Below are 13,327 nucleotides of genomic sequence, written 5' to 3' on the forward strand. Positions count from 1 at the left end.
AATCCTTGTAACTATCCAAATATCCCTTAAAGACGTTTTAATAATTTAAAAGTCATTTTCTTGCGCAATTTAAGGAGGAATGTAGTTGTTTTTTGTTCAAAAAAAAATAAAACATTCCCTTTAGGGTAATGTTTTATTTTTAAATTAAATATAATTATTGCAAACAGATTTAGTCCCTCGTTACCTGAATCATTATTTCGGTAACAAATTGATCTTCATTTCGTGTAGTCCAATAATCTGTCACATACCTTTCGTAGCATTCTTCTGTACAGTTATAGCCATGGCTTTCAGCCCAGTCAAAAATTTTCTGATAAGATTCATGGATATTGGTATGACTGCCTATATGATAACATGAAGCGACCATATATCCACCCATTTTTGTCACCTGGTCTTCTTTATATTCCAGAATTGGTTTTTGCATAATTTTAACTTTTTTGCAGGTACCCTCCATCTTCTCTCTAAAAGATGGGAAATTCAGGACAACAGGACCGGTTATTTCATTATTTATACTTTCCAGATAGTTTGTCCAGTCTATATTAATAATAGATTCTCTGTAATTATACTCAAAGTCCTGCTCCATGAAACAGTAGATAGTAGAATCTATATACTTTACAGCAACCTCATGTACATCATTCTCAATTACCAGCTGTGCCTCTAAGATAAGATCATACCAATCCTTTACGGAGGTATAGCTATTGTGTATATTGGCTTCTAATTCTTTCAGTTCATCAATTTTACGTCTGAACTGCCTTTCAATAATGCCATAAGTATTTCCCTCAAAAAGTTCGCGCATTTCTTCCAGTTTAAAACCCATTTGCTTATAATACTTTATAACTGGTAAAGATAACAAAGTGGTCCTGTTATAAAATCTATAATTATTGTCATCGCAGACTTTGTCAGGAGATATTATACCTATCTTGTCATAAAATCTTAGTGCCTTTTTGGATATATTACAAATTTTACTGACTTCACCTATGGAATAGTACTCTTTTTCCTCCATAAATCCAACCTCCCACAAATTTTTAATGTTATTAGTATATACCAAATATCCATGGATTCACAAGTAAATTTTTATGTATACACGGAGCACTAAAATAACAATTTTGTTGTTTAATTTCGTGCTTCAAATGTCATTACATTGTCTATAAGCGATTCCATATTAAGTGCCGATTAATTGGATTTGTAAATTGAAATACTTCCGTCTTTATCAATATGAATATAATCTGGAATGCATTCCGCTGTTCCAAACCACATCCCTTGTTTTCCTGCTTCAGGATTCCATTTATGATATAATCCAAAGTCATTAAAATCCAAATAAGAATCTGTTGTTACTTGGGATACCCTCACGTTTTCCAGTTTTGCCCCTTTAGACTGTGAAAAGCAGTTACCTCCATCAAAAACTTTTGACATAGCCATGGATACCACCGCTTTGGCGGAGGCTTTATCAAAATCTGTTCGGTCTGAAGGCTTTCTTGCAACCTCATTGCCATCCAGCTCAACCACCATATCCGTCCTATCTTTTGATATATTCTGTGCATATAGTTTAAGGTGATGCTTTGACCCCTGTTCTAAATATGAGTTGCTGCCAGAAAGCCAGGAGCCGCCCTGCCTCATAAATACTGTCCATTTATTATATCCAGGATGTGCTGCATCCTCTATGAATTGAAAACCGCCCTCAACATTTCCTTGGTCATTATTCCAGTCTAAACCAAAATAAACATAAGGACAGTCACCTTTTTCTGCGATATTCACATAGGGAAGTGTTACATCTGCCTCTATTCCATCAAATCCCTCAAAATTAAGCTGCTGTCGGGAAAAAATACCAGTTGTTCCACCGTTTATATTCCAAGGTGTCAGTTCATTGGAAACAACTGTTCCCATGCTGCCCTGCCAATCAACCGTATATCCCAGAGATTCCATAACCACCCGAAGGGGAAGGTATATCCTTCCATTCTTTAATATAGCAGAACAATCCGCCTTAATTTGCTTATCGTTTACATAAATATATTTCTGGTTAACCGTAACTTTTATGGTATTATAACCTTTACTGAGTATGGCCGTCTTTTCCTCCTGATTCCAGGATACCTGGCAGCCTATGGCATCAAGACAGGCTCTTAAAGGCATCATTGCACGGCCTTCCTGACTAATATAAGGGAACCCTGTTTCAGAGCTAAATACTATATCTTTTCCATTTACCTGGAACCTGGGAGCATACATTGCATCTGCCCAGACGAAGTTTGATAAAGCCATACTTAATATGACTACACTCAATAAAATTCTTTTTTTCATCCTATAGTTCCTCTTTGCTTAAATACACTAATCTCTCTATTGTTCAAGCACTTCCAATAGATTGTTTGTGGGTGGCAGACAGCTGTGATTTTTGCAGACATAGAATGTAGTCTTTCCATTTATCAGACTATATTCATCCGTCTCCCCCTCCAGAATGCGCACAGTTGTATTTAGTTTTACCTTTCCCCGTAATTTTTTTAAATCATCCTTATCTGCTAAAACACACGTAATATTTTCCAATGGATTCATATGCATCCATAAAGCCATCAGAAAAAAACTGAATCCTGCAGGATAATCTTTTGCAGAATAAGACATGAATTCAAGCTGACGCTTTGCCTTTTCCTGAAAACCTGAGTCACCTGTTATCTGAGAAATTTTAACCAGATTATAAGCCATAACAGAGTTGCCACTGGGTATAGCTCCGTCATAGGTTTCTTTAGGCGTTATAATCAGTTTCTGGTTTTCCTCTCCATATAAATAAAATCCTCCATTTTCCATATCATAAAAATCTTCAACCGTTTTTTGACAAATGTTAACCGCTTTATTCAGATAATGGCAGTCCAATGTTGCCCCGTATAACTCTAGCAATGCAAAAATATAGAATGCATAGTCATCCAGAAAGCCCTTAGATGAATGGATGCCATCACGATAGCTTACGAAAAGCGTATTATTGTCCTGCATTTTTTCTGTTATAAAACCTTCCGCTTTCTGAGCAGCCACAAGGTATTGTTCTTCGTCAAAAACCTGGTACATCATTGTAAAAGCTGCAATCATCAAAGCATTCCATGAAGTTAGGATTTTATCATCCAAATGAAGTCGTGTTCGTGATTTTCTATACTCATAAAGTTGTGGGATATCTTGCTGGAACCTGTCTTCAAGATTTGTGTTGCCCAACAGATTAGGAATATTCCTTCCTTCAAAGTTTCCTTTTGGAGTGATTCCATAATAGCTATTAAACGACTTGCCCCTTTCTTCTCCCAGAATCTTAATGATTTCATCATAATCAAATACGTAATATTTCCCTTCAACTCCCTCGCTGTCAGCATCCTGGGCGCAGTAAAATCCTCCCTCAGGGCTCGTCATTTCCCTCATAATATATTGCGCCGTTTTCTTTGCAATGTCTCTGTAAATGGTCTTATTTGTTAACCCGAAGGCCTGCACATAGCTCATCATCAAAAGTGCATTGTCATATAGCATTTTTTCAAAGTGAGGAACCAGGAAGTATTTATCCGTAGAGTATCTTGAAAAGCCATAACCCACATGATCAAACAGACCTCCTTTATACATTTGAATCAGTGTTGTTTCAACCATTTGGAGTACACGCTTATCACGGCTGGTCTCATAATAAGTCATTAAAAACAATAGATTGTGCGGCATAGGAAATTTAGGAGCATTGCCAAACCCCCATTATTTTTATCAAAGCCACTTTCAAACAATTCAACTGCTTTTTCAATTAAGGTAGCGTCTACAGTTCCGTTTTGTTTAGCTGTAACACTTAACTGTCTGACTATTTCTTCTGATGCATCCAGCAACTTGCGTTTATTGTTTGTCCAATTCTCATGTATTGTTTTAAGTAAATCTATAAACCCTATCATACCATAACTAGACTCTATAGGGAAATAGGTTCCTGCAAAGAAAGGTTTTTGTTCATGATTCATAAAGATACTGGTAGGCCACCCACCGCTTCCAGTAAATGCCTGACACACTGCCATGTAAATGCTGTCAATGTCAGGGCGTTCTTCTTTGTCTACCTTTATGGCAATAAAGTGTTCATTCAGTATGGAAGCTACCTGCTCATTTTCAAAGCTTTCGTGTGCCATCACATGGCACCAGTGACAGGTACTATACCCAATGCTTAAAAATATTGGTTTGTCTTCCTCTTCTGCTCGTTTGAAAGCTGCTTCTCCCCATGGATACCAGTTAACCGGATTGTAGGCATGCTGAAGAAGATAAGGAGATTTTTCATTTATTAGTAAATTGGGAGTTTTTTGATTCATTTCAATACCAACTTTCTTTTCACTATTTTGATAAATATTGTGCCCGCTTTTTTTAAGGATAGTAAAAAAGATTAGGAATTCACCTAATCTTTTACATTCTTATTAAAATATTTATTATCAAAATATCTGATATGATTGTTTAATAATTCCACTGGTCTTTTTTATTATAAAGCTGGCTATTCATTAACTACGCAGTTTCTCTCCTTTATCGGTTGATATATGTCAAGTTCACAGTAATTGTCATTTGATAAGCTTGTGTCTATATATTCAAATCTAAATTTAGCAGCAGATTGAAAGCCAGAATTGGTAATCCAATTTCGGTATAAATGAACCAATAGGCGCCCTACTTGTCTGCCTTTTATATCATCTGGCCGAAAAAAGCCAACAAATCGAAATACTACATATTTGTGAGCAGGAATCGAGATACCTGTTATTCCTTCCTGTAGCGAACTCAAATCTGGTACTTCAACTGAAGGTACATAATAGATATATCCGTCTTTATGCCCGCTCCAGTCTGTATATCCATAGTACACCTTATCTTTAATAGCATTCTCTATACGATTTTTATCATGATAAAAGAATTGCCGTCCGTAAAAATTAGCCATATTGTCTCCAGAACGACTAAATATTTTATATTGACTTCCTGCAATATAAAATTTCTGCCTAAAGACATAGAATGGACGATACGTAATGGAGTTATTCACTGATAAAATGTCATTGATATTGATTTTTTCGGTTATGTTAATAGATACTTGCTCAGACCGAACTTTAAATGGCGTATAACCGAACCGTTTTTTAAATGCTCTGATATAGGACTGTTCATGGTCAAACCCATAATCCATTGCAATGTCAATCATTCTCATATTACTATTCACAAGTTCATTTATACTAGAAGATAGCTTACGAGATTGTACATATTCAATTATGGACTCCCCGGTTAGGGACTTAAACATCCTATGCATATAGTATTTTGAGACGCCGATTTCTCCAGAGATATCGTCAAGGCTTATTTTCTCGCCGATGTTTCTTTCAATATAGTTTATGCAAGCCACAATCATTTCTTTTGAATCTATCATAAAAATCACCTAAAAAAGCAAGTTTAGTTCATTTTCTATAGATTATAAGGGGTATTCTTTATTTTGTAAACATGATTATTAGATAACAAGGAGGTCTCCAATATGAATAGACGAGTAGTTATAACCGGCATAGGAGCAATAACGCCCTTCGGTAATGGCGCATTAAAATTATGGCAAGCAGTTAGAGAAGGTAAGTCCGGTATAAGCTTGATAGAAAGGGTTGATGTATCCAATCTTCCTGTTAAAGTTGCCGGTGAGATAAAAAATTTTGATCCTAACGAATTCATTGATAAAAAAGATGCAAAAAGAATGGACAAATTCTCACAATATGCACTAGCTGCAGCACAGTTAGCTATTGAACATGCCCATTTAGATTTTAAAAAAATAAATAGGGAAAAAGTCGGTATCATTGTTGGTTCTGGGGTCGGTGGTATAGAAACTATTGAAAACCAGTATCAAGTGTTATCAGAAAGAGGAGCCGGAAGAATCAGCCCTTTCTTTGTTCCTATGATGATATCCAATATTGCCTCTAGCTTAATCGCTATCAAATATGGCATAAAGGGGTTTACAGAGTGTGTTGTAACTGCTTGTGCTTCCTCTACAAATGCCATCGGTGATGCATATAAAATAATTCAACAAAATAAGGCTGACATTATGATAGCAGGAGGTTCAGAAGCTCCCATTACTAAATTATCATTAGCAGGCTTCTGTGCGAATAAAACATTGAGTAAAAATGATGATCCTGATACTGCTAGTAAACCTTTTGATTTGGAAAGGAGTGGATTTGTCATGGGTGAAGGCTCAGGAATACTGGTACTTGAAGAAATGGAGCATGCCATTAGCCGAGGTGCTAGCATTATTGCAGAAGTAGTGGGTTACGGCTGTACCAATGATGCTTACCACATTACCGGTGTTGCAGAAGGTGGAGAAGGAGCCGCCCGATGTATGAAACTTGCACTTGAAGATGCCAGTATCAAAGCTGAAGAAATCGGGTATATTAACGCTCATGGTACATCAACAGTTGTAAACGACAAAAATGAAACATCCGCAATGAAGTCCGTATTCGGTGAATATGCTTATCAATTACCGATAAGCTCAACAAAATCTATGACAGGACATCTGCTTGGCGCATCAGGTTCCATTGAATCAATTATAATGGCATGTGCACTCAAAGAAAAGTTCCTACCTCCTACCATAAACTATTCTAAACCTGACCCGGAATGTGACCTTTACTATATTCCAAACCAAGGAATATCTGCTGATATAACTTATGCTATGAGTAACTCCTTTGGATTCGGTGGACATAATGCAACTCTGATATTAAAGTCTATAAAATAGCATATCTTGATTCTTAGCTAAAAGGGAGAACATTAATCTATAATGTTTCTCCCTTTACTAATTATTATTGAACAAAACTATAATTCGAGATTATAGATTGCTCTTAAATAATTTGTCACAAATTGATTCTGCCATCTGGCGTACTCTTTGGTGTTCATCATTAAGGGCATTCAGAATGTAATGTTTATATAATTGGGGATCATTATTTCCCATGAAACACAATACATCCACTTTCCATTTCCAAAGTTCTTCAGGGGATAGGTAAAAGAATTTTGGTTGAACCTTTTCTCTATATAGTTCTTCTGACATATTCAAAATATTCTCTGGACGCATTAATGGGGCCAGTTCTGAAAGCCCGGGAAAATCCTCTTTTCCCTTCCATTTCCCTTTATTCATAGGACATACATCTTGGCAAATATCGCAACCATAAATACATAATCCGAATTTTTCACTCAAAGGCTCCTTAGGTAAATTTCTTCCTCCAAAAGTAGTTAAAAACGAAATGCAGTCCATAGGCTGCAAAGCATAGGGGGCAGCCAATGCTCTTGTGGGGCAAGCTGAGATGCACTGCATACATCCATTTGGACATGATGGTATCTCTGTATTTTCAATTTGTTCCATTTCACGGTCTACCAAAAATCCCTCAAGATGTACCCATGAACCAGACTCAGTATAAAAAAAGTTATTTTTACGTACCACACCAATACCGGCTTGCATGGCCGCCCATCGCAATCCAACAATTCCAAAACGTCGGTTTGTAGCCACCTGCAATCCTAACGATTGCAGATACTGTTCCATAGCAATACTTTGCTGATATTCCACCGATTTAAAATTCATTCGGTTATCAAATAAATAAGCTTTTGCAATACGCTGTTGAACTTCATCCGGAACTTTATATTGGCTGTATTTTACAGCCAATATAATGATGGATTTTGCCCATGGATATTCTTTCTGAACATGAAGCAGTCGTTCTTGGTTCTGATAAAATGGCTTAGATGCCGGAACTTTATCCATACGCTCTTGGAATTTTTCATGGTACCCGTCCATCATTCGAATGGGAATAATTCCGCATTTTTCATAACCCAAGGAATAGGCTTTTCTTTGAATCTGCTCTTTCATAATCTCCTCAACCTCTTTTCCACAACTATTATAGTTTACGTGTATATACACTATTAAAGTTTAAAAAATTAAGGCACCAAGGCCTCAATTTTAGAAAGCAAAGTTGTAAAAGTAAGGATATTTTCTTTGCCTAGATATTCCTCTAAAAAACGCTGCGCTTTTTGCCAAAGCTCTTCCGCATCCTTATAGGTTTCAATTCCTTTACTAGTTAACTTAAGTTGCCTGTTTCGAGTACCCTCCGCCGAGATATCTTCCACAAGTCCGATTTTCTCTAAAGGTTTAAGATTTCTCACAAGCGTAGTTCTATCTAATCTCATGATTAAAGATAAGTCACTTACATTTATTGGCCCAAAGTAATTTAAATGTTTAATAATTGAAAATTGACTTACACTTAAATTACTTGGTTTAAGGAAATCGTCATAAACTTCTGTAATCGCGTGAGAGGCTCTTCTCATATTAAGACAGTTACAAGGGGATGGCTTTTTTTCATAAGTTTTTTTATCCATAATAACGCCTTTCTTTTAGTGTATCTACACTATTAATAATATCTCTTTTTCTTTCTTTGTCAATATATTATTTCTTTTTCTCTATAAACTCTTTAGAATATCCACTTATGACTCGTGCACTTCGTGTACTTAAATTTCATAGGTACCATACCCACTTTTTATAGGGATAGTAAAAAAGATTAGGAATTCACCTAATCTTATCTACATTTATGTAAGTTGAATATTTATTTGATAATGAGATTCCTCTTATTTACCTGGGTGTTTTACACATATTTTAAGAAACCCTGTCTTCGTAGTTCCACCTTTATCACAGCTAACATGTTATGTGCAGGTGAGTATGTTTTTAGTATTTTATTTTTTTCTATTATTAAGCTTATGTAAATCAATATTGGTAGATTATATGTATTCAGAATAGAGCGACCTTCTTCTATTTCCTGCTCTATCATATCTTTTAATTTCTCTTTTTTGGCATAATACTTTTTCATTTTATATCTGTCATCTAACACATTCATAAAGACTTCTTTGTCTGACAGGTCGGGATGTACTTGTTTTATCTCCACGTATGTGGACAAGGTCTGATTAAGTATTATTCTCCAGTTTTCCAACCCCGTTAATTTTATTAATAATATAAATACTAATAAAATTCCAATCATACAGGCAGCTCCAATTATACAGCTCGCTTCATACATAAGACATCCCCTCCAACAATATTTTATTAGTTACACACCTAATCACATTATTGCATTAAGTCTCCAAAAAGTAAATTAAAATATAGTGTTCCAAGGCAATGTTTAGTGAATATTCTCTACTATCTGTATGTTCATACCATCGGGATCTTTGATAAAGAAATATTTCACATGTGGATTGGGCTGGACAGGGCCGTTTACTATAGTTATTTCCTTCTCTTTCACCATGTCCAGTGCCTCATCAAGGGAGTCAACCTCAAATCCCCAGGAGATATCATCTCCCACATTTGTTTTACCCATGGTTCCATCACATATAAGTTCAATTTTTGTATCACTATTGCCTAAAAATGCAATCTCTGTATCCGGTCCTGCACTAAATTTCCTTACAACTTCCAGACCGATTATTTCTGTGTAAAATGCAATTGATTTTTCCATGTTTTTAACCTGTAAAGTACTCCAGCAAAATTTCATAAATATCCTCCTGTTTAACCTATTAATAAAATCTTTTAACTTATTTGTATGAACTATTTTTTTAAGGAATGGTTATTCTTCTAAATATTTTATGATACCACCCCATAGACCATTTTTAGGTAAGCCCTCAGTTTTATCATCTTTATGGACCTCTGCCATTTGTTTTGCTCTATTAATACTAAACCCATCTTTAATAACGGCAGATTTCATCATACCTGGGTTCAGAGCTCCGCAAGGGCACCCATAAATACATTTAAGACACCATATACACTTAAATCCAAATTTTATTTTATCATTTTGTATACTTATATTTTTTTCAGGACAATTTTTTATACATAAGCCACATTTGTTACAGCTATCAGATGCCTTTATAGATGAACCAAAGATTTTTGCACCGAAATGTTCCATCTTTCCTGCTGCCGCAAAAAATCTGTCCTGAATTTTAGGTTGAGCAAAATTACTACGCTGGGATAAAATATCAGAAATGATTGTATTTATCTTTGATGGCAGTATATTAATCAGCCTTACTGCTAGTTGGTCAGGAGTTGGGGCCCCGAAATTGGAAGGCATAACAATCATCTTTTCATAAATTACATCATAGCCTTTTCTTTTTAAAAGCTTTCTACTTCTAACCGTACAGGCAGTATTGGGAGATACATCCCCTCCCCTGAAACCGGGATAATAGCAACAGATGTCTTATTCGTACCAGGTAATTTTTTTATCCACTTTTCAACAATATCAGCCAGACTAAATGCATATACAGGGGAAAGAATCATCAGTAAATCCGTCTGACCTATACCGGGGGAATCACATGAAATTTTAATTTTCTTAATGTCCATGCCAGTTTCGGCAAGTTGTTCATGTAAGCAGTCCGCAACGGTTTCTGTACAGCCCGTTCCTGAAAAAAATGCAATTGTTATGGTTCTATATTGTGTATTTGCGTTTTCCATATTATTTTCACATTCCTCCTGCTGGCTAAAAAAGTCCATTATGGCTCTCACTTCCTTTTTACAAAATAGATCCTTAAGGTATGCTTATAAATTCAGAATACTAGATTTTTATCTTTTTGTATAGTAATTAATTACTTCAGTATAAAGTAATTAATTACTTTTTCCCTGGGTAAGTTAAAAACTTTTGATTCAGATATTCTGTGAATTCCGTTACACAATCTGGCAAATAGGTATTTTCTTTATAAATCAGATCTATTCTGGATTCGATGAAGCAATCCTCAATGGGCTTGCAGATAATCTCAGAATCAGTAAGCATATCTGTGACAGAAGCTGGTACCAATCCGATACCTGCCCCTTGACCAGCCAGAGCAGTCAGAGTCCTGGCATCATCACACACGCACTTAAAATAAACAGGTATCCTGGCGTTTTCAAACTGACTCTTTATCACTTTTTCCCAGCGTCTGTATAAAATAATTGGAAGAGCCGAAAGATCTTTCAGGCTTACAGTTGCTCTGCTGTCCGGAAACAGGGATGGCAGTCCTATGGACACAAGTGCTTCAGACTTTAGTGGTTTTATCTCCATATCCATCGCGGTATACGGTGTTCGGATCACAGCTATATGCAGAATGTCAGAGCGGATCTTATCAATCAGCTCGTATGTGTTTGCTTCGTACACCTCAAATCTGACTCCCGGATGCTGTTTCATAAAGTCTGCAATCCACGCTGTACCCATTGAACAAACCACTGAAGATACAATGCCGATTCGAATTGTCCCAGCCTCTTCAGCTGCACACTCACGCATTTCCTCCTGTGTAATCCTGCTGATCTCCAGCAGGACAGTGGCTTTATCGTAGAGCTTCTTCCCTGCATCGGTTAACTGTATTTGTCGTTGTCCCCTTCTAAACAGAATACATCCGAATTCATCCTCCAGTAATTTTATCTGGGCACTTAGGGGTGGCTGGGAAACAAACAGTTTTTTGGCTGCACCATTGATAGTCCCTTCTTCTACAATTGTGACAAAATAGTGTAATTGCTTTAAATTCATAGGTCCTCCATACAATAAATATATAACAGTTATATTATATAAGTATACTTTTCTGCAAACTATATGTTTTTCATATACTTGATTATGATATAATAAAAAGAAAAAAAAATCAATTACAGGGGGCTTAATTTTGAAAAAACTATTGATTTATTTAAAAAATTATAAAAAAGAAAGCATTCTGGGTCCGCTTTTTAAATTGTTGGAAGCAACCTTTGAATTGTTTGTCCCCCTAGTGGTGGCTGCAGTTATTGACCACGGGATTATGCGGGGAGATATAAATTATATCACTTATATGTTTCTAATTTTGATAGGACTTGGAATTCTGGGGGTTTTAAGTTCCATTACCGCTCAATATTATGCGGCTAAAGCATCCACCGGGTTTGGAAAGGAACTTCGGCATGCACTGTTTTTTCATATTCAGGGATTGTCCTATTCCGAAATGGATGCCCTTGGCACCTCAACCATGATTACCAGAATGACAAGCGATATGAATCAGGTACAGTCTGGCGTTAATATGACCTTGCGTTTGTTGCTTCGTTCACCTTTTATCGTATTTGGTGCCATGATTATGGCCTTTACCATTGACTTTCGATCCGGACTCCTATTTGCTGCAGCCATTTTTATACTGTCTGTTGTAGTTCTGGGCATCATGCTCTGGTGTATTCCCTTATACAAAAAGACACAGGCAAAACTGGACCTGGTTCTCCGTATGGTACGGGAAAATCTTACCGGGGTACGGGTTATCCGAGCTTTTTGCCTGGAAGAGGAGGAAACACGAAAATTTCAGTGCAGAAATGAGGAACTGGCCAAAGCTCAGAAATACGTGGGTCGTATCTCATCCCTGATGAATCCGTTAACGTACATAATCATCAATATATTCATTGTTTTTCTCATCTGGGCCAGTGCAATACGCGTAGATACAGGCATTATCACCCAGGGGGCAGTTGTTGCTCTGTATAACTACATGTCACAGATTCTTGTAGAACTTATTAAGCTTGCAAACCTCATTATCACAATCAATAAATCCGTGGCGTGCGGAAACCGGATTCAGGATGTTTTTGAGGTTTCATCCAGCCTTACTCTGAAAGATTATATGCCGGCAATAAACCCAAGTGATTATATTATTGAGTTCTGCCATGTAAATCTTTGTTATAGCAATGCAGGAGGCAATGCATTGGCTGATATTGATTTTAAAGTCAGACCGGGGGAGATTATCGGTATCATTGGGGGGACAGGCTCCGGAAAAACCTCTCTGGTGAATATGATTCCACGATTTTACGATGCCACAGAAGGAAAAATCCTCTTAGATGGGGTCAATATAAAGGATTATCCTCTGAAAGTCCTGAGAGACAAAATAGGAGTCGTCCCTCAGCAGGCAGTGCTTTTTAAAGGTACCATTCGGGATAATATAAAGTGGGGAAGACAAAATGCCACAGATGAAGAAATATTCCAAGCCCTGTCCCTGGCACAAGCCAAAGAAGTAGTGGATAGTAAAGGCGGTTTGGATTATATGATTGAACAGAATGGGAAGAATCTGTCCGGTGGTCAGAAACAACGCTTCACCATTGCCAGAGCGCTGGTGAAAAATCCTGACTTACTTATCCTGGATGACAGTGCCTCTGCACTGGATTTTTCCACAGATGCTGCCCTTCGGAAGGCTCTTGCTGAAATGGAAATCCGTCCAACCATGTTCATCGTTTCACAGCGTACATCCTCTATCCAGCATTGTGACAGAATTATTGTAATGGAGGATGGTTGCATTGCAGGCATTGGAACTAGTGAAGACCTGCTGCACTCATGCCAGGTATATCGGGAAATTTATGAGTCACAATTCACAAGGGAGAATTAGA

At 36.9% G+C, this 13,327-nt stretch carries 14 protein-coding genes; 2 read left to right on the forward strand and 12 right to left on the reverse strand.

Annotated features, from left to right (window positions below; all coding sequences use genetic code 11):
* Positions 1-169 precede the first annotated feature (169 nt).
* From Ami3637_RS03500 to Ami3637_RS03515, 5 genes are all read right to left on the reverse strand, one after another.
* Positions 170-1,000 carry a MerR family transcriptional regulator gene (locus Ami3637_RS03500; RefSeq protein WP_162361342.1) on the reverse strand — a complete coding sequence of 277 codons (831 nt, stop codon included), beginning with the start codon at positions 998-1,000 and terminating at the stop codon, positions 170-172.
* A 170-nt stretch (positions 1,001-1,170) separates the two neighbouring features.
* Positions 1,171-2,289, reverse strand: coding sequence for a stalk domain-containing protein (locus Ami3637_RS03505; protein WP_162361343.1), 1,119 nt, complete (start codon positions 2,287-2,289; stop codon positions 1,171-1,173).
* A 36-nt stretch (positions 2,290-2,325) separates the two neighbouring features.
* On the reverse strand, positions 2,326-3,666 hold the full coding sequence (locus Ami3637_RS03510) for a thioredoxin domain-containing protein (RefSeq protein ID WP_330586803.1): 1,341 nt from the start codon (positions 3,664-3,666) through the stop codon (positions 2,326-2,328).
* The gene (locus Ami3637_RS18235) at positions 3,642-4,286 is read right to left on the reverse strand and encodes a thioredoxin domain-containing protein (protein WP_330586804.1); all 645 of its coding nucleotides are present in this window, start codon (positions 4,284-4,286) and stop codon (positions 3,642-3,644) included. Before Ami3637_RS18235 ends, Ami3637_RS03510 begins: the two co-directional genes overlap by 25 nt.
* Positions 4,287-4,462: 176 nt before the next feature.
* The gene (locus Ami3637_RS03515; protein ID WP_162361344.1) at positions 4,463-5,362 is read right to left on the reverse strand and encodes an AraC family transcriptional regulator; all 900 of its coding nucleotides are present in this window, start codon (positions 5,360-5,362) and stop codon (positions 4,463-4,465) included.
* 102 nt (positions 5,363-5,464) lie between these two features.
* On the opposite strand from Ami3637_RS03515, the gene fabF reads away from it, so the two are divergent.
* Positions 5,465-6,700 (forward strand): beta-ketoacyl-ACP synthase II, encoded by a 1,236-nt coding sequence (gene fabF / locus Ami3637_RS03520; RefSeq protein WP_162361345.1) that lies wholly within the window; start codon positions 5,465-5,467, stop codon positions 6,698-6,700.
* Between the two features lie 90 nt (positions 6,701-6,790).
* Here the strand turns inward: fabF and Ami3637_RS03525 are convergent, their stop codons facing one another.
* The 7 genes from Ami3637_RS03525 to Ami3637_RS03555 form a co-directional block, all read right to left on the reverse strand.
* A complete protein-coding gene (locus tag Ami3637_RS03525; protein ID WP_162361346.1) occupies positions 6,791-7,819 on the reverse strand; it encodes an epoxyqueuosine reductase in 1,029 nt (342 codons plus the stop codon).
* A gap of 68 nt (positions 7,820-7,887) precedes the next feature.
* On the reverse strand, positions 7,888-8,325 hold the full coding sequence (locus tag Ami3637_RS03530) for a MarR family winged helix-turn-helix transcriptional regulator (protein WP_162361347.1): 438 nt from the start codon (positions 8,323-8,325) through the stop codon (positions 7,888-7,890).
* A gap of 263 nt (positions 8,326-8,588) precedes the next feature.
* A complete protein-coding gene (locus tag Ami3637_RS03535) occupies positions 8,589-9,014 on the reverse strand; it encodes a hypothetical protein (protein ID WP_162361348.1) in 426 nt (141 codons plus the stop codon).
* Positions 9,015-9,116: 102 nt separating this feature from the next.
* A complete protein-coding gene (locus tag Ami3637_RS03540; protein ID WP_162361349.1) occupies positions 9,117-9,482 on the reverse strand; it encodes a VOC family protein in 366 nt (121 codons plus the stop codon).
* Positions 9,483-9,554: 72 nt separating this feature from the next.
* Positions 9,555-10,061: a 4Fe-4S dicluster domain-containing protein gene (locus tag Ami3637_RS03545; RefSeq protein ID WP_162361350.1), complete on the reverse strand. Its 507-nt coding sequence runs from the start codon at positions 10,059-10,061 to the stop codon at positions 9,555-9,557.
* Between the two features lie 32 nt (positions 10,062-10,093).
* Entirely contained in the window at positions 10,094-10,432 is a 339-nt protein-coding gene (locus Ami3637_RS03550) for a flavodoxin family protein (protein ID WP_162361351.1), read from the reverse strand.
* Positions 10,433-10,586: 154 nt separating this feature from the next.
* On the reverse strand, positions 10,587-11,477 hold the full coding sequence (locus Ami3637_RS03555; protein ID WP_162361352.1) for a LysR family transcriptional regulator: 891 nt from the start codon (positions 11,475-11,477) through the stop codon (positions 10,587-10,589).
* 130 nt (positions 11,478-11,607) lie between these two features.
* Between Ami3637_RS03555 and Ami3637_RS03560 the strand changes: the two genes are divergently transcribed.
* Positions 11,608-13,326 (forward strand): ABC transporter ATP-binding protein, encoded by a 1,719-nt coding sequence (locus Ami3637_RS03560; protein WP_162361353.1) that lies wholly within the window; start codon positions 11,608-11,610, stop codon positions 13,324-13,326.
* The last annotated feature ends 1 nt before the right edge of the window (position 13,327 follow it).

The organism is Aminipila terrae, assembly GCF_010120715.1.
GTDB classification, from domain to species: Bacteria; Bacillota; Clostridia; order Peptostreptococcales; family Anaerovoracaceae; genus Aminipila; species Aminipila terrae.

What these genes read in the sequence shown, in the direction of transcription:
- Ami3637_RS03500 (WP_162361342.1), bottom strand. Translation starts at nt 1,000, where the DNA reads ATGGAGGAAAAAGAGTACTATTCCATAGGTGAAGTCAGTAAAATTTGT.
- Ami3637_RS03525 (WP_162361346.1), bottom strand. Translation starts at nt 7,819, where the DNA reads ATGAAAGAGCAGATTCAAAGAAAAGCCTATTCCTTGGGTTATGAAAAA.
- Ami3637_RS03555 (WP_162361352.1), bottom strand. Translation starts at nt 11,477, where the DNA reads ATGAATTTAAAGCAATTACACTATTTTGTCACAATTGTAGAAGAAGGG.
- Ami3637_RS03540 (WP_162361349.1), bottom strand. Translation starts at nt 9,482, where the DNA reads ATGAAATTTTGCTGGAGTACTTTACAGGTTAAAAACATGGAAAAATCA.
- Ami3637_RS03515 (WP_162361344.1), bottom strand. Translation starts at nt 5,362, where the DNA reads ATGATAGATTCAAAAGAAATGATTGTGGCTTGCATAAACTATATTGAA.
- Ami3637_RS03550 (WP_162361351.1), bottom strand. Translation starts at nt 10,432, where the DNA reads ATGGAAAACGCAAATACACAATATAGAACCATAACAATTGCATTTTTT.
- Ami3637_RS03535 (WP_162361348.1), bottom strand. Translation starts at nt 9,014, where the DNA reads ATGTATGAAGCGAGCTGTATAATTGGAGCTGCCTGTATGATTGGAATT.
- fabF (WP_162361345.1), top strand. Translation starts at nt 5,465, where the DNA reads ATGAATAGACGAGTAGTTATAACCGGCATAGGAGCAATAACGCCCTTC.
- Ami3637_RS03505 (WP_162361343.1), bottom strand. Translation starts at nt 2,289, where the DNA reads ATGAAAAAAAGAATTTTATTGAGTGTAGTCATATTAAGTATGGCTTTA.
- Ami3637_RS03545 (WP_162361350.1), bottom strand. Translation starts at nt 10,061, where the DNA reads ATGATTGTTATGCCTTCCAATTTCGGGGCCCCAACTCCTGACCAACTA.
- Ami3637_RS18235 (WP_330586804.1), bottom strand. Translation starts at nt 4,286, where the DNA reads ATGAATCAAAAAACTCCCAATTTACTAATAAATGAAAAATCTCCTTAT.
- Ami3637_RS03530 (WP_162361347.1), bottom strand. Translation starts at nt 8,325, where the DNA reads ATGGATAAAAAAACTTATGAAAAAAAGCCATCCCCTTGTAACTGTCTT.
- Ami3637_RS03510 (WP_330586803.1), bottom strand. Translation starts at nt 3,666, where the DNA reads ATGCCGCACAATCTATTGTTTTTAATGACTTATTATGAGACCAGCCGT.